The organism is Shewanella sp. SR1 (assembly GCF_020447145.1).
GTDB lineage: Bacteria > Pseudomonadota > Gammaproteobacteria > Enterobacterales > Shewanellaceae > Shewanella > Shewanella baltica.
Map to the genome: position 1 here is coordinate 113,408 of NZ_JAJAEF010000010.1, position 16,769 is coordinate 130,176.

General features: G+C 46.9%; 14 protein-coding genes and 1 pseudogene. 8 read left to right on the plus strand and 7 right to left on the minus strand.

The features are described 5' to 3' along the window. Positions 1-47: 47 nt before the first annotated feature. Positions 48-1,859, minus strand: a complete 1,812-nt coding sequence (typA, locus tag KV201_RS11655; RefSeq protein WP_012196535.1) for a translational GTPase TypA — start codon at positions 1,857-1,859, stop codon at positions 48-50. Positions 1,860-2,882: 1,023 nt separating this feature from the next. Here typA and glnA point away from each other — a divergent pair. Together glnA and KV201_RS11665 are read left to right on the plus strand one after the other, a co-directional pair. Continuing rightward, complete coding sequence (gene glnA / locus KV201_RS11660) at positions 2,883-4,292, plus strand: glutamate--ammonia ligase (RefSeq protein ID WP_006079778.1); 1,410 nt, start codon at positions 2,883-2,885, stop codon at positions 4,290-4,292. A 259-nt stretch (positions 4,293-4,551) separates the two neighbouring features. After that, positions 4,552-5,748 (plus strand): dicarboxylate/amino acid:cation symporter, encoded by a 1,197-nt coding sequence (locus KV201_RS11665; protein WP_226059412.1) that lies wholly within the window; start codon positions 4,552-4,554, stop codon positions 5,746-5,748. 62 nt (positions 5,749-5,810) lie between these two features. Here KV201_RS11665 and KV201_RS11670 read toward each other — a convergent pair whose 3' ends face one another. Both KV201_RS11670 and KV201_RS11675 read right to left on the minus strand, forming a co-directional pair. After that, on the minus strand, positions 5,811-6,932 hold the full coding sequence (locus KV201_RS11670) for an aminotransferase class V-fold PLP-dependent enzyme (RefSeq protein ID WP_226059413.1): 1,122 nt from the start codon (positions 6,930-6,932) through the stop codon (positions 5,811-5,813). Positions 6,933-6,936: 4 nt separating this feature from the next. Continuing rightward, positions 6,937-8,115, minus strand: a complete 1,179-nt coding sequence (locus KV201_RS11675) for a monodechloroaminopyrrolnitrin synthase PrnB family protein (protein WP_063884962.1) — start codon at positions 8,113-8,115, stop codon at positions 6,937-6,939. A gap of 265 nt (positions 8,116-8,380) precedes the next feature. On the opposite strand from KV201_RS11675, the gene KV201_RS11680 reads away from it, so the two are divergent. Continuing rightward, entirely contained in the window at positions 8,381-9,724 is a 1,344-nt protein-coding gene (locus tag KV201_RS11680; RefSeq protein WP_006086569.1) for an anaerobic C4-dicarboxylate transporter, read from the plus strand. Positions 9,725-9,790: 66 nt separating this feature from the next. On the opposite strand, the pseudogene KV201_RS11685 reads toward KV201_RS11680, so the two are convergent. Next, positions 9,791-9,892: pseudogene (locus KV201_RS11685) on the minus strand (TetR/AcrR family transcriptional regulator); the annotation flags it as partial. A 307-nt stretch (positions 9,893-10,199) separates the two neighbouring features. Here KV201_RS11685 and KV201_RS11690 point away from each other — a divergent pair. The 3 genes from KV201_RS11690 to KV201_RS22540 are packed head-to-tail and all read left to right on the plus strand — an operon-like array spanning position 10,200 to position 11,493. Further along, the gene (locus KV201_RS11690) at positions 10,200-10,802 is read left to right on the plus strand and encodes a hypothetical protein (protein ID WP_226059414.1); all 603 of its coding nucleotides are present in this window, start codon (positions 10,200-10,202) and stop codon (positions 10,800-10,802) included. 39 nt (positions 10,803-10,841) lie between these two features. Further along, positions 10,842-11,354, plus strand: coding sequence for a M23 family metallopeptidase (locus KV201_RS11695; protein ID WP_226059415.1), 513 nt, complete (start codon positions 10,842-10,844; stop codon positions 11,352-11,354). Between the two features lie 10 nt (positions 11,355-11,364). Next, a complete protein-coding gene (locus tag KV201_RS22540; RefSeq protein ID WP_264175225.1) occupies positions 11,365-11,493 on the plus strand; it encodes a hypothetical protein in 129 nt (42 codons plus the stop codon). Here the strand turns inward: KV201_RS22540 and KV201_RS11700 are convergent. Beyond that, the gene (locus tag KV201_RS11700; RefSeq protein WP_319000217.1) at positions 11,488-11,757 is read right to left on the minus strand and encodes a DUF2986 domain-containing protein; all 270 of its coding nucleotides are present in this window, start codon (positions 11,755-11,757) and stop codon (positions 11,488-11,490) included. The two genes, KV201_RS22540 and KV201_RS11700, sit on opposite strands and share 6 nt — an antisense overlap. A gap of 414 nt (positions 11,758-12,171) precedes the next feature. Between KV201_RS11700 and KV201_RS11705 the strand changes: the two genes are divergently transcribed. Then, a complete protein-coding gene (locus KV201_RS11705) occupies positions 12,172-14,349 on the plus strand; it encodes a TonB-dependent receptor (protein ID WP_226059417.1) in 2,178 nt (725 codons plus the stop codon). A gap of 72 nt (positions 14,350-14,421) precedes the next feature. Here the strand turns inward: KV201_RS11705 and KV201_RS11710 are convergent, their stop codons facing one another. Further along, positions 14,422-14,589 (minus strand): YqaE/Pmp3 family membrane protein, encoded by a 168-nt coding sequence (locus KV201_RS11710; protein ID WP_006079767.1) that lies wholly within the window; start codon positions 14,587-14,589, stop codon positions 14,422-14,424. 263 nt (positions 14,590-14,852) lie between these two features. Between KV201_RS11710 and KV201_RS11715 the strand changes: the two genes are divergently transcribed. After that, positions 14,853-16,022: a GGDEF domain-containing protein gene (locus tag KV201_RS11715; protein WP_226059418.1), complete on the plus strand. Its 1,170-nt coding sequence runs from the start codon at positions 14,853-14,855 to the stop codon at positions 16,020-16,022. A gap of 48 nt (positions 16,023-16,070) precedes the next feature. On the opposite strand, the gene KV201_RS11720 is transcribed toward KV201_RS11715, so the two are convergent. After that, positions 16,071-16,763, minus strand: coding sequence for a TIGR01621 family pseudouridine synthase (locus KV201_RS11720; RefSeq protein WP_226059419.1), 693 nt, complete (start codon positions 16,761-16,763; stop codon positions 16,071-16,073). Positions 16,764-16,769 lie beyond the last annotated feature (6 nt).

Consider the following 16,769-nt stretch of genomic DNA (forward strand, 5'->3'; position numbering starts at 1 on the left):
CGATTGACTCACCTTAATGGCGTGCCACCTGAATCATCAGGCTGGCATTAAGCGCGGTTAAAGCGCTTACGATCGTTTTCAGTCAAGTGTCTCTTACGAACACGAATGTTCTTAGGCGTTACTTCAACTAATTCGTCATCATCGATGAACTCAAGCGCTTGCTCAAGTGTCATTGTGATTGGCGTAGTCAGTACTTGAGCTTCGTCAGTACCAGAAGCACGCATGTTGGTCAGCTGCTTACCTTTCAGACAGTTAACTGTCAGATCGTTTGAGCGAGCGTGGATACCAACTACTTGGCCTTCGTATACTTCAGCGGCATGGCCGATAAAGAGACGACCGCGATCCTGTAGACCGAACAGTGCGAAGGTCAGAGCCTTACCTGTAGCGTTAGAGATCAATACGCCGTTAGCGCGTTGACCGATATCGCCACCTTTGTGTGGACCGTAATGGTCGAACGAGTGGTAGATTAGACCAGTACCAGAAGTCGCAGTTAAGAATTCAGTTTGGAAACCGATTAAACCACGGCTTGGGATGATGAAGTCGATACGTACACGACCTTTACCATCAAGCTGCATATCTTTCATTTCAGCTTTACGGGTACCTAACTTCTCGATCACTGTGCCTTGATCTTCTTCTTCAACGTCAACAGTCAACGTCTCGTATGGTTCACACAGTTCACCGTCGATGGTTTTCAGAATTACTTCTGGACGTGATACGGCTAACTCGTAACCTTCACGACGCATGTTTTCAATCAGGATTGATAAATGCAATTCACCACGACCAGATACGCGGAAGCGATCTGGACTTTCTGTTTCTTCAACACGCAGTGCCACGTTGTGGACTAATTCTGTTTGCAGACGTTCCAGAATGTTACGTGAAGTCACATACTTACCTTCTTTACCAGCAAAAGGTGAAGTGTTAACTTGGAAAGTCATGGTCAGAGTTGGTTCATCAACAGTCAAAGCAGGCATTGCTTCTACTGCGCCAACGGCACAGATAGTGTCAGAAATTTTCAGCTCGCCTAAACCTGTGATAGCAACGATGTCGCCCGCGTTAGCAATTTCAACTTCAGTACGGTCTAGACCCATGTAACCTAATACTTGGCCCATTTTACCGTTACGAGTTTTGCCATCAGCGCCAATAATGGTCACTTGTTGGTTAGTTTTAACGCTACCACGCTTGATGCGGCCGATACCGATAACACCCACGTATGAGTTGTAGTCGATTTGCGAAATTTGCATCTGGAACGAACCTTCGGCGTCAGCATCTGGGAAAGATACTTTTTCAACGATAGTTTGGAACAACGGCGTCATATCATCGCTCGCTACATCCGGATCTAAAGTTGCAAAACCGTTTAACGCAGAAGCGTAAACGATTGGGAAATCTAACTGCTCGTCGGTTGCGCCTAAGTTGTCGAACAGGTCGAATACTTGGTCGATAACCCAATCTGGGCGTGCACCTGGACGGTCAATCTTGTTGATAACAACGATTGGCTTTAAGCCTTGAGCAAACGCTTTCTTTGTTACGAAGCGAGTTTGTGGCATTGGACCGTCAACGGCATCAACCAGCAATAATACTGAGTCAACCATAGACAGAACACGCTCAACCTCACCACCGAAATCGGCGTGGCCTGGGGTATCAACGATGTTAATACGGTAGTCGTTCCACTTGATGGCAGTATTCTTTGCCAGAATCGTGATCCCACGTTCCTTTTCAAGATCGTTGGAGTCCATCACCCGCTCAGTGGCTTCTCCTCGGGTTGCAAGGGTGCCTGACTGTGACAGCAACTTGTCTACCAGGGTCGTTTTGCCATGGTCAACGTGTGCAATAATGGCGATGTTACGTAAATTCTCTAGCACGGATAAACCTCTTACCATCAAACAAAAATAGGGATATTTCAGTAATTCGTTATGGCGATCTAGCTCGATCCGCCACAATAAAAAGCGTGCCATTCTACTCCAGAGCGGCCTTGGCGCACAGGATTATTTTTGAACACTTATAAAACAATCCGCCAATCCTTGGGTAATTCCTGCCAATATTCCATTGAGTGAAATCCTCTACCGCCACAGTTAAAGCACTGTTCAATTGCCATATTCGTAGGAAAAATCAGAGTTAAGCAGCTGAATTTGCTATTTTTCATACTCTAGACGCAAACCATTTCTGCTGATTTAAACATCAATTAAAATTGATGTCACCGCGATGAAATCATCTCGCCGAGAAACAGCAATAAATTCTAGCGTACATTTAACTGAGCATTCATATTGGCGTTTATGACCGCGAAAACTGAATGTCTTTAAGACTCACTTCATTGTCACGCTATACCTTTATTACGCATCATTGATTCACTTGGTCTGTGAACAGCAAAGACATTTCGCACATGAGAACGAACTCTTTCCTAATAATATGATAATAAACCACTATTGGATTGAGAATGCGTGGCATAGTTGGACAGACTAGCGTGGTTTTATGACAATTATGCGGCGGCGAAACAGCCCAGAGAAATAGTCCAGTTCTGTGCTGAAAAGATGTGCTAGATTCAGTGCAGCTGTCCTTATGCGACTAATGTGAGCCAAGGCGTCACTGCCATCTCACTGCCACATAAGCAGTGCATGTTATTACTTTGGATCCCAGCCTAGGTTTGCATGAATCAATTCAGTGCGCACCAAAATGGATTGATGCACCAAAATGCCACAGCCAAAAGCACCATAGTGGTGCAAACGCGAATCCAATTAAGTGCAATAAAGATTTTAAACCATGTTAATCAGTGAGTTAAATTATTGGCATGGATATCGCTTTATCGCTCGTAAGTTTGGCTCAAGATAAATCACTTGAGTTAAAAGATTATAGAAGGGGCATCCCTTTACCCTACCGGAGGCTTGAGAATGTCAGTTGAATCAGTTTTAAAGCAACTTGAAGAATTAGAAGTTAAGTTCGTTGATTTACGTTTTACCGACACTAAAGGTAAAGAGCAGCACGTATCTATTCCTTCTCATCAGGTAGATGCTGATTTCTTCGAAGATGGCAAAATGTTTGACGGTTCTTCTATCGCAGGTTGGAAGGGCATTAACGAATCAGACATGGTACTGATGCCAGATCCAACGACATTCGTACTGGATCCTTTCACAGAAGAAACCACAGCGCTGATCCGTTGTGACATTCTTGAACCAGGTACTATGACGGGTTATGACCGTGACCCACGTTCAATTGCTAAAAAAGCAGAAGCTTACCTAATCTCTACAGGTATCGCTGATACTGTTTTGATTGGCCCAGAACCAGAATTCTTCCTATTTGATGATGTCCGTTTCGGTACTGACATGTCAGGTTGTTTCGTTAAGATCGACGCTAAAGAAGCGGCTTGGAACTCAGGCACTAGCTACGAAGGCGGCAACACAGGTCACCGTCCATTCACTAAAGGCGGTTACTTCCCAGTTGCACCGGTTGACTCATCACAAGACCTACGTAGCGCTATGTGTTTAGTGCTTGAAGAAATGGGTCAAGTGGTTGAAGCGCATCACCACGAAGTGGCGACTGCGGGTCAAAACGAAATCGCAACTCGCTTCAACACGCTAACTAAAAAAGCGGATGAAATCCAAATTCTGAAGTACGTAGTGCACAACATGGCACACGCTTACGGTAAGACGGCGACTTTCATGCCTAAACCCATCGTTGGCGACAACGGTAGCGGCATGCACGTTCACCAATCTCTGGCGAAAGACGGTGTTAACTTGTTCGCTGGCGACAAATACGCGGGTTTAAGTGAAACGGCTCTGTACTACATAGGTGGTATCATCAAGCACGCTCGCGCGCTGAACGCTTTCACTAACCCAAGCACTAACTCTTACAAGCGTTTAGTGCCACACTTTGAAGCACCTGTTATGTTGGCCTACTCTGCCCGTAACCGCTCTGCATCAATCCGCATTCCTGTGGTACCAAGCCCTAAAGGCCGTCGTATCGAAGCGCGTTTCCCAGATCCACATGCAAACCCATACTTAGGTTTCGCAGCGCTGCTGATGGCGGGTCTTGACGGTATCCAAAACAAGATCCACCCAGGTGAAGCGATGGACAAAGATCTGTACGATCTGCCTCCAGAAGAAGCGGCTGAAATCCCACAAGTGGCAACGTCATTAGAAAACGCCCTTGAAAACCTGCAAGCTGACCATGAGTTCCTGACTAAAGGCGGCGTGTTCAGTGAAGATTTCATCCAATCTTATATCGTACTGAAAACAGCTGAAGCTGAGCGTGTAGCACGTACAACTCACCCACTTGAGTTTGAAATGTACTACAGCTTGTAATCCTTACTCGCAAATTGATTAAGCCCCGACTTGTCGGGGCTTTTTTATAGATGAAGCTCTGACTAGCTATAAAGCCAAATCCATTAATCATAAAAAATCAAAATCCATCACGTATAGATTTCAAACCTTTTCGATTTAAAATCAATCACACCTTGCACTCACTCAATGCAATCGCTAGCTTGAGAATGTCCATGCAGCACGATTAATCCTGATCACTTGGGCGCATCTTATTCATAAAAATAACAATAGGCGTTTACCTATGTGGCAAAAGATAAAACCTTATAAAGATTCCATCGTGCTGCTCACCGCGTTATTACTGGGCGGCCTGCTCGGTGTCGGTTTGCCAGAGCTGGCGCTCACGCTCAAACCTTTAGGGCAAATTTTCCTAAACCTGTTGTTTATGATTATCGTGCCGCTGGTCGCGATTAGCGTGACCTCCTCCATTGCCCGTATGACGGATTTGAAGAAACTCGGCGCTCTGTTAGTGTCAATCATGGCGGTGTCGATTGTGATGGCGATTATCCCCGCCGTTGGCATTATCGGGCTGGCCTTGTTTTTCGACCCCGCCCAAGGCGTTACCTTAGATCTCAATCAAACCATCAGCGATACTACGGGGACAATGGATTTTGTCGGCCTGCTGACCACCAATGACTTTTCAGGTTTATTATCAAAATCCAATATCTTAGCCCTGATCATCATGTCGGTTATTGCGGGGATTGCGATAGGTCAATCGGGGGAAGATGGCAGAAAAGTCTCGGCATTACTCGACAGTTTTAATACCGTCATCATGAAGATAGTCTCGATCATTATGGTGGTAGCTCCCGTGGGACTCGGTGCCTATTTCGCCTCGACAATGGCGAGCCAAGATCCGCAGCTCGTTGTCACCTTTGCCCGCGCCGTTGGCCTGTTTATGGTCGCCTGTTTTATCTATCTAACCGTGGGTTCAACCTTTTACGCTTGGCTTGGCGGTGGCACTCAAGGGGTTAGACAATTTTGGCGCTTCGCCCTCGAACCCGCAGTGACGGCACTGGGCACCACATCATCGCTCGCCACCTTACCCGTCACCTTAAGAACCGCGCTAAAGATGGGCATTAAACCCGAAATCGCCGACATCAGCCTGCCATTATTGGTCAATTTAAATAAGGGCGGCGCCTCAATCATCACAGCCCTAAAAATCGTGTTTATCTATTCGTTACTCGGATTAGATTTCACCGTCGATGTGTTTATGGTGACCATACTGATTTCGGTTCTATCGGCCTTTATCATAGGCGGCGTGCCGGGCGGCGCTTTCCTCGGAGAGATTTTTATCGTCACGACCTTAGGCTTGCCAATGGAAACCATCCCAATTTTAGTGGTGATAGGGGCAATTACCGATGCGCCATCGACGGTCATTAACGTGGTACACGACTTGAACGCCTGCCAGATCATCGAGCGGCTAAATCGTAAACGACTCTAAAAAAATGCTCAAACACTCAGGTTTGGGCATAGCTATTTATCCACAGAGCTCTTATCAATTGGCTACCGATTGGCTTTTATCACGTCCAGTAACAACTTGATATCGGCCATATTGTTGTAGATATGCGGCGAAATACGGATCCCCATGCTGCGGGCGTCGACGCTGATGTTCGCGTTCGCTAATGCAGTCAATATTGCATGTTGTTGCTCAGCAAACTGCAAAATCAGCGTACCGCTGCGCTTTTCAACATCCCGCGGCGACACAAACTCATGTTCGAGCTCTTGCGCCACGGCATCAATTAACTGCTGATTGCATTTACGCAGCAAAGGAACACCTAAACCCGCAAGGTAATGAATGCTGTGGGCGGCAATGGCATAGGGTGCGATTGAAGGCGTTCCACCCCAGAAGCGCATTGCGGAATGCTGGTAACGAAAATCATGGATATCGAACTCGAACGGATTCTCGTGGCTAAACCACCCCACATCCTTTGGCTGGCAACTCTCCAATATGGCGGGATTAACCCAAAGATAGGCGGCACCAGGGCCGCCGCAGAGCCATTTCACACTCGACCCGATTAAAAAATCAGGTTGTAGGCGCGCGAGATCTAGCGGAATAATCCCCGCCGATTGCGCTACATCCACTAAGCTCAAACAGCCTCGCTCACGGGCTATGGTGAAAATATTGGCTAATGGCGCCTGCTGCCCCGTATTCGAATAAGCATGGCTGACAAACACCAGATCCACATCGCGGCTGATATGCGCGTCCCACACATTAGGGTCAGTGACATCAAGTCCCTTAGGAATAAAACGCACTTCGCAGCTAGCTGGCAGCGCTTTTTTAAGGGCGAAACCCATGCTGGGGAAATCAATCTCACTCATCAACACAACGGCGTGTTCGCGATTTAATCGGTCGAGTGACATAACGATTTTAGTCAGTGCACTGGAAAGATTTACCTGAGGGCAAAAGTCCTTTTGGTGGCCGTTAAACAGTTTGGATAAAGCAAAGGTAAAATCATCAATCACACTCAGCCACTGACCCCAAGGCTCGCGCCCCGATTCCTGCCAAGGCGCAAAAAAGGCTTCTTTGAAGACCTGTTCGGTCGATTTTAACGGTCGACCGACGGAATGGTTCAATAGATATCCTGGACCCGCGAGGTAAAAGTCCTTTTTAAAGTCTTCAAACATAGTGTTATCTCAAACTCTCTTTTAATTTTTTAATCTCATAATAACGCGTCCGAATATCGCTGCGCTGAACGGCGGCGCGCCTATCTCTGAGTCGCTCCAATGAACCGAGTAGCACATGCAGTGGCGGACCACTGGCGGTGACCTTAGCTAAATGCTGCTGCTCCATACTTGTCGAAGGCTCGGCAATATATTTAGTCACTAACTCATTATGGTGCTGAATCGCAGTCTCGCCATGTAATTCGCAGACTTCGATAAAGAGTCGCAAATTTTCTTGATACCAAGTTTGGTTTGCACTGTCTTTTGCCTGCAGGAAATCATCCATCAAATTCGGCCGACGCATGCACTCACGCAATATCTGCTGATCCTCTGGCATCATGTACAAAAACTTGTCCACCAGCATTTGCGAATAAGAAGCTTCATTGGCGAAACAAAGACCTAGCGTTAAATCGATTACATTAATCCCCGCAAAATCCCCCGCGTTGGCACCGCGATAAATGACCGAGCCCACCCGATACGGTTTGTAGTAAGGGCGAACACAGTAAAAGAAACGATCCGTATCTAATCGATTGAATAATTGAGTATTCGACTCAATCACATCCTGCAATGCCTGTTTAGCGACTCGCAGTAAATCGTGACTGATGGGATGGGAAATACCCAAAGGCTGGATCTTCAATAGCGCATCGGCGGCGCGTTTATAGGCCAAAATGCCTTTAGTGTTGTAATCCACAAACAACTTTTCAGCGGGAAGATCGGTAAAGCGCTTATAAATGCCATTGTGGGCCCGATTGTGCGTAGTTAAATGTGCGGTAGCAAAGCGCGGCGTGACGCCTATTGAAGCGCCGATGTGCATGGCAAGCGCGGAGGCTTCGGCTAATGGCGATGTGGTTTCCCGCGAAGGCTCGGTAATCTCATGGCGTCGACAGGCCGCCATATACAGGCCCACATTGCCGAGTAAATCAAAAGCACTGTCGAACCCTTCGTCGGTATTGCCCTCATCGAGCAAGGCCTTAATCAACTCTCGCCCTTCACTCTCCAGCGCCAACTTAGCTTCTGCGCCGATATCAAGCACATTGGCCCGATCCGCTTGTTGGTAGTAAAGCTGTTCGAGCTCTGAGTTGAGTTCGACAAAGCGACTGCGGATCCAATCATCGAAGGCTTCGGTATTAAAGGTGGCTGGTTTCACGGGCTTATCCTTGAGTATTGTTATCGTTCTTGTAAACGGAGCGAGCGCAAAGTCTTAGCCCATTCCGTAAAACTCGTTAACCAGAATGCAACTTATCGCTACGTGTTTCTAGCGCTAGGTCAAATTTCCGAAAAATCTCATGCCATTTTTTATTTACACCATGCGCCAGCGCAATTTTTCAAACGCTTTTCCTCCGCAGAATGTCCCTGAAAACACTCATCACTCAACAAATCGCTAAGCGGTAGATTCCGCAGAGGTAAATCGGATGATTTTAATGGAATTTATAGTAGTGCTTAGTTGCCTACTACTCGGTACCCGCTACGGCGGTATGGGACTCGGCCTCATCAGCGGCATAGGTTTGTTTTTACTGATATTTGTCTTCGGTTTAGCGCCGGGACAACCGCCAGTACAAGTTATGCTAACGATTCTTGCGGTGATCGGCTGTGCGGCCGTATTACAAACCGCAGGCGGTTTGGATGTGATGATGCAGTTTGCCGAGCGCCTACTGCGCCGCCATCCACAATACATCACCATTCTGGCACCGCTGACCACTTGGACGCTGACCTTCCTTTGCGGTACAGGCCATGTGGTTTACACCATGTTCCCGATTATTTCCGACATCGCGCTGAAGAAAAATATTCGCCCAGAACGCCCAATGGCGGTGGCATCCGTCGCCTCGCAAATGGCGATTTGTGCTTCGCCCGTGTCGGTAGCGGTTGTGTCTATGGTGTCGATTCTCGCATCGCAGCAAGGTGTGGGCCGCGCCTACAATCTGCTCGAAATTTTAATGGTGTCCGTACCGGCATCGCTTTGCGGCGTCATGGCCGCCGCACTTTGGAGCCTACGTCGCGGTAAAGATTTAGATAAAGACGAAGAGTTCCAAGAACGGATTCAAGATCCTGTCCAAAGAGCTTTTATCTATGACAAGAGTGAAACCCTGCTAAACCAACGTTTTCCTAAGGAAGCTTACTGGGCAACGGGGATTTTCTTTGCGGCTATTGCAGCTGTGGTGCTGTTAGGTTCCTTTAGTGAACTGCGCCCAGCCTTTGAAGTTAAAGGAAAAACGACCTTATTATCGATGAACTTAGTCATCCAGATGATGATGTTAATTGCGGGGGCATTTATCCTGATGACCTGTAAAGTCAAACCGACAAACATCTCTAATGGACCCGTCTTTAAAGCGGGCATGGTGGCGATTTTCTCAGTATTTGGGGTGGCGTGGATGAGTGATACTTTCTTCATCAGCCATATGGATGTGCTTAAAGAAAACCTGTCCCACGTGGTGCAAAGCCAGCCTTGGACCTATGCCTTAGTGCTGTTCCTCATCTCTAAGCTTGTTAATAGCCAAGCAGCGGCGCTGACTGCCATTGCGCCTATGGGTCTCGCCTTAGGGGTAGATCCAAAACTCTTGATCGCTTTCCTTCCTGCAAGCTACGGGTATTTTGTGCTACCTACTTATCCAAGCGATCTGGCCTGTATCGGCTTTGACCGTTCAGGCACAACTAAAATAGGTAAGTTCATTATTAACCACAGCTTTATCATTCCAGGTTTTATCGGCGTGGGTACCGCATCGACCGTCGGTTATCTGCTGGCGACAGCCTTGCTCTAGTCTGTATTTCACAAATAATAAAGGCCGCGATGCGGCCTTTATGTTGAATAGCATGGAACGATAAGTTTAAGCGCGATACATGGCCAAAAACATCTTGATATTGGCGTCGATAATCGCTTGCTGGTGCTCATCATTATTTTTCATATGGAACAGCTTAGGCCAGAATGCAAACGCGCCACATCGAGAAACTCAGGCTGCTGAGTCACTGCTCTTTACCATTCGACAGATTCCCATTTGTCGGCGCTCAAAAGCTCACAACTTAAGTATTAAGCTTCTTCCTGCTAACGCTAAACCCTAGACGACAGCTTAGTTGCAGGCATAAAATCGCTTGCCTTGTCATTTTAAATATCCAACTGAATTAACGGTATTAATACTTCAGACTGGCCGTATGCGGATGAGTAAAATCGCGAGTGCCAGAAGTAGATTGGTGATTTGAATCTTTAGAAACGCCATGATCAATTAACATTCACCTTATATGGTCGCGCTCATGTCTGTGCTCACTTGGCTAAAAAAACACCTTCATCGCGCCTTTCATGGCAACAGCCCACTAGGGCGACAAGCTGACTTAGCCGCCATTTTTAATCCAGCGCAAATGCCCGACATCGACTTGCCGACAAACCAAGCCTATCCGCCAGTGACACCAATAGTGCAGGCCGATATTTATGCCTATCAAGTTCACGGCTTACTGACCTTAGAAGGCAAGCAAACCTTAGATACGTTGATTGGCAATGCAGGTTTTGCAGTATTGCCCGAACATGCCGCCAGCTTTAATGGCCTGATAACCCATCCGAGCCAAGCGACCAGCTTGCAGATCAACCAATATGCCGATTTTGCGGGGATCTGCGTCAGTTTAATCAGCAACGACAAAGCACTATTAGAACAACTGATTGCGTTCAAATCGACTTTACCTCACCCTTGGGAAAGCTTTCCCCATGTCGATCCCAATACACTCGGCAGTCTTCAAGGGAATATCGATTTTTGGTGTAACTATTTTTGGCGCCCCTATTGGCTGTCACTTTCAGCAGCTGAGCGCTTGCAGTACCCCGTAAATTGGCAGGAATTCAGTGATTTTCATTAGAGCTTGAGAGAAGCACTAAGGCTTAATGCAGGATAAAAAATGAAGTTAACATATGTTGGATTAGCACTATCGTTACTGCTACTTGGCGGCGATCTGATCCCTGAGTCACCGGTGATCCCAGTCAAAGGCGCCAGCAGTAAAGATTGGAACAGCCAAACCTTTTGGTATGAACCTTGGGGGCCATCGGGCGTACATAAGGGGATAGATATTTTCGCCGCCAAAAACACCGCCGTGATTGCGCCAACGCCTATGTTGATCTTCTATCGAGGCGACTTCTTTAAAGGAGGTAATGTGGTCGTTGGTCTAGGTCCTAAATGGCAAATTCATTATTTTGCCCATTTAGCACAAATTGAATCAGCCACGGGATTAATTGCCTACCAAGGTGAAACGCTGGGTACTGTCGGCGATACGGGTAATGCTCAAGGTAAACCGCCACATTTGCATTATTCCATTTTGAGCTTATTGCCTAAACCTTGGCTGATAGATACTTCAACCCAAGGATATAAAAAGGCCTTTTATCAAAACCCCATCAGCTACTTAGAAACACACTAAGACTTAGGTGATGAGTAACATAGCGGCTTCGCGACAATATCAACTACAAATGAAGATTCAGCAACTCGCCATGTCGGCAAACTCAGTGAATGTCAGCATGGCCGTCACATTATATGAAGAAATGAACGGAGACTTATGATTCAGCAGACTTACTATCCAGAGTCACAGAGTTAACTGCCGCAGCACCCACAGCATGACACTCGGTATCGGCCTCTGCAGCTAATGATTCCCTATCCGCCTTCGCAATGTATTTAGGTTTATTGCTCGATTGCAGTTTGGCATTGGCCTTTTTCGCCTTGCTCTTCAAGGTTTGGTTTATCTTCTTTTTACGGTTCATCAGGGCACCAATGCAGATACGGAATAAAGGGGCGCGATTATAGCCTTCCACCTGCACGCCAGACAATCGAAAGCACTAAGTCAGATCGCCTCAGGCCATCAAACCCACGCCCAACGCTAACCAAATTAACAAGCCTAGTTAACAAACCGCGTTTGCAAGCCAAGTCATCAAGCCTGCGACCAAACCATCAGATCGCGAAAGCCATGCTAAACGCTAAATAAGGTCATATCTTACCGACATGAACTCGCACTAGGTAACCCTTGAGGTTTAATCTCGATACCGAGTGCTGTGTCGCAATTTATCAATACTGCTGCCAAATCGTGCAATTTCCTGTATGACACGACTAGACAAGCCGTTATTCCTCCCCTAAAATCGCGACAGAATAAAAATCGTTATCATTTGTAATGCCGTTTAATGGAATATGGACTTATGCCAAAGGAGCCGGTGTAGCAAACTCATTCACCCTTAGCAGGAAGTTATATGACATTCAAAACCTCGTTTGTTGCTTTAGCCGTATTTGCAGCGCTAAGCCAATCCGCAGCGGCTCAAGATGCCCCCGATAGCAATTCAAATAACAAAAATAAAGACATAGAAAAAATCACTGTCACCGCGAGTCGGATGGATAAATCCCCAAGCTCAATCCCCAATACCGTCACTATCATCGACCGCGCCCAGTTAGAAGAACAGTTCCGCACCACTAAAGATTTATCAACCATTATCGGTAACTTGGCTCCGAGCTTTTCGCCAAGCCGCCAGAAGATGAGTAACACAGGCGAAACCCTGCGTGGTCGTCCGCCGCTGATCATGATCGACGGCGTACCGCAATCAAACCCACTTCGCAGTGGGGGTCGCTCGGGTCAAACCATAGATCCAGCCATGATTGAGCGTATTGAAATCATTCACGGTGCCAATGCAATGCACGGTCTCGGTGCCCAAGGCGGCATCATCAACTACATCACTAAAAAACCGACAGGCGACAGCGAACAGGTTGTAAGTTTCGATGTGACAGTTCCTGATTCGATGAAATCCAACGGCTTAAGCTTTGGTGCCAGCTATGCGTTTTCTGGCGAGTCAGAATTTATCGACATGATAGGCTCGGTTAGCTACCGCAATAATGGCGTCTATTACGATGCCAACCATAACGTCGTTGGTGTGGACACGACTCAAGGCGAGTCGATGGACAGCCAAAGCAAAGACTTCTTCATCAAACTTGGCCACAACTTCGACGAGTCGCGCCTTGAGTTAATGGTTAACCATTACACCGCAGACAACAATGGCGATTGGATGCCAGTTGCAGGCGACAAACCCAATGGCGTGCCCACGGGCGCAGTTAAAGAAACCCAGCCATGGGAAGCGGCTAACAACCAAGTGACCACCACCAGTTTGACTTACACCCACGCCAACATTGGTGGCCAACAACTTAACCTGCAACTCTTTAATCAAGATTTTAAAGCGGTTTATGGTGGCGGCTGTTTCGACAGTTTCTACGATCCATCCTTCGAAGGTAGCGACCAAGTGATCCAGTGCGGTGTCGGCAGTAAAGGCGAAAGCTTGTACTACGAGCAATCGCGTAATGCTTCAGTTAAATGGGGTTTAAAAAGCTCATTGATTGCTAAAGATATTGCGGGTTCAGGGATTGATGCGGCCTACGGTGTCGACCTTTTCCGCGATACCACAGAGCAAGATTTAGTGAAAACGGGTTTTTCGTGGGTTCCGGAAAGCACCTATGACAACGTCGCGCCATACTTACAGTTAGATTATGATTTAATTGAAAATCTAACTCTATCGACTGGTGTTCGTTACGAACATGCCGAGTTGAGTGTCGATGACTACAAAACCCTATGGGGTGCGGGCAACAAGCAAATTGCAGGCGGTTCGGCCACCTTCGATGAAACCTTATTCAACGTCGGTATCTCCTACAAAATCACCCCAGACATTCGCGTTTATACCAGCTATAACCAAGGTTTTGGTATGCCGGATATCGGCCGTATTCTGCGTGATGGTAAAAGCTTCCCAGGCGACAATCCCAGCATAGATGACTCATTGGCACTCACGCCGATCGTCACAGATAACGTCGAAGTTGGTGCCGATTATCAAGGTAAATACTTAAGCGCTAAGTTTGCATATTATCGTTCGGCCACTGATTTTGGCTCACGTTTAGCCTTAAATGGCGATGGTTTCTACGACGTGAAGCGGGAAAAAAGTGTCATCGAGGGTATCGAAGCCAATGTTACCGCCTACCTCACCAGCAATGATGATCTTGGCATGAACATCGCCATTCAACAGGGCGAATACGATTCAAATGGTGATAACAAAGTCGATACCGATCTCGATGGCGCAAATATTTCGCCCAACCGTATCAACCTGTTCTGGACCCATAACTTCGATAATGACATGTCGACCCGCGTTCAAGCCAACTACTACATGGACCGCGACTTTAAAAATGCTGCGGGCAACAAGTACGCTGAGTTTGATGGCTATACCACAGTCGACGCTTCCTTCTCTATGCCGCTTTACACTGGCACCCTGAGCTTAGGTCTGCAAAACCTGTTTAATAAGGATTATTTCAATTATTACTCACAAACCATGGGTACAAATGATCGTTATTTCAAAGGCATGGGACGTACTGCGACAATAGGCTACACCTTGCCTTTCTAAGTGAAAGGCTCATTTTGAAGCATAAAAAAGCGCAATTAAATTGCGCTTTTTTATTGTGTGGAAGAAAGCAATTTATGCCTTGGTCACGACCCAGAGTGCATGTAATAAACCGGGGAACCAGAACAGTAAACACAACACTATGTTTATCAGCAGATCTTTACCCGCTCCTGCCTTCAAAAATACGGCAACAGGAGGCAATAGAATCGCAATAATGACTAAGAGTAATTTATTTGTATCCATAACAGGGCATCCTTAAAACGGAGATTGTAGGCGAATCAACAGGGTCTAACTTCGCAGGAAGACTCAGAATTTGCAAACATTTTAGCTTACAAGACAGCAAATAACCCAAGTTATTCTCTAAATAAAGGCACTTAATATCGCCATAAATTCAAAAGAGGATAAAGCCCGCCTCCTGCCAATAAATACAGATTAAGATATCCTATAAACTTCAACCGAAAATGCCTAAAAGCATCTATAGTTAAAGAAAAATATGAAGTAAAAGAATGATATTTGATCCCCAAGCCCTATTACTCATCAAATTTATTTGCCTACTGGCCAGCACCGCAGCCGTGGCATGGGGACTCATTGCTAAACCCTTACAGATTGCGACTCAGGCCAGTATGCGCTTTTCGCTGGCGAACTTGTTCGTCCTCCTAGGCATCATACTCAACAGCCAACGCTCAGAAGCCTCAAGTTACCTTTTTTGGTTCTGCTCCGATATGGCTATTTTGTTTGGATTCATCCTATTACGCTGGGGTACTAAGGCACTTTTCAGGCTGAGTCCCAGCGTTAAATCCGATCTTATTCTCTTGGCAATCACGGCCAGTGTGATGATCTCGGTTCCCCCCAACTTCAGCTCCGAACGCACCTTAGCCGTTGTTTTCTCCGCCTGCGCCGCGCTGATTTTTACCATGCTAACGCGGGATAACTATCAGGCCATTAAACGCGATACGGGGAATCGAGTCGCCATCGCTATGGTCATGCCTTTAGTCGCTATGGTGGGTATTTTTATCATTCGCATCTTTATCGCCCTGCTTTCCCCAGAAGAAAGTCCGATGTTTATCGCCATGCACACGCACGAAGCGATACCTGTGCTGTGGTTTTATGTATTTCTAACCCTATTGATCAATATCGTGATGATAGGTAATGCCATGACGCGACTCGTCAGCAAAATCCGTATGTTAGCGGAACGGGATCAACTCACAGGCCTGTGGAATCGGCGGGCTATGCATAAATTTCTCAACAATATCCATCAACGCTGGCTAAGGGATAATGTGCCTTACAGTATGATTTTATTGGATCTTGACCATTTTAAAGAGATTAACGATCAATACGGTCACGATGCGGGTGATCTCGCCCTGCTGACGGCGGCGAGACTGTTTGGATCGGTATTGCGAGAAAATGATGCCCTATGTCGTCACGGTGGTGAGGAGTTTCTGGTGATTTTGCCCGCGACCGATGCACCCGCTGCCAGAGCCGTTGCCGAGAAATTGCATCAAGTACTTAAGGATAATTCATTTATCTGGCAAGGTGTTACGATAAAAATCCATGCCAGTTTAGGTTACGCCACTATCTATCAAGGATGCCAGCCAGACAAGCTACTCATGCAAGCGGACCAAGCCATGTACCGCGCCAAATCTGAGGGCCGAGATCGTATTTGCCAAGCTTGCTAGGCTTTCGCAAAATCTTGCTAGCCTCACGCAAAAATAACGCTACCCGTATTAATCCCCTTTCGCTGGCCAAGCCAAAATATCGGGTTCAGACCACTCAATCAGCGCTTCAGTCACACCTGCAGCGGCAAAATGTTCACCTTGAGTCGGCACATCCCTATACGCGTAATCACGCCAGCCAGTGACTTCATCGCCATAGCGAAAATGCAGACAGTAGGCGTGCAGATAACAACGATCCGCCGCCATGCCACCGTATAAATCATCGCCTAAAATCGGCACACCTAAGCTTGCTAAGGCGACTCTTAATTGATGGGTTTTACCCGAATGGGGTTTAAGCAAATATAAACGCAATCCCTCACTGACACTCAATGAAAAAAACTGCGTAATCGCTGGATTCTCTTTAGTGCGCAGCAGTTTAAACATGCTACGCCGCGACTTTGCCATGTCACCAATCACCCAGCCTTGCTTCTTCTTCGGCTTACCTTTCGCGAGGGCGAGGTAATATTTCTGCACTTTATGGGCGGTAAATAGCTCAGTAAATTGCTTAGCGGCGACAGCGCTTTTGGCCAGAATCAACAGACCGGACGTGGGCGTGTCTAATCTATGCACGGCAAAAAGCTTAATCCCCAGATCTTGCTCAGCCTGCGCCACTACGCCCGCTGTTCCGTCCTGACTGTGGAAATGCACTTTGGCTGATTTGGAGATAACAAGGAAGTCAGCCTCATCGGCTATGATTCGATACATGGAGTT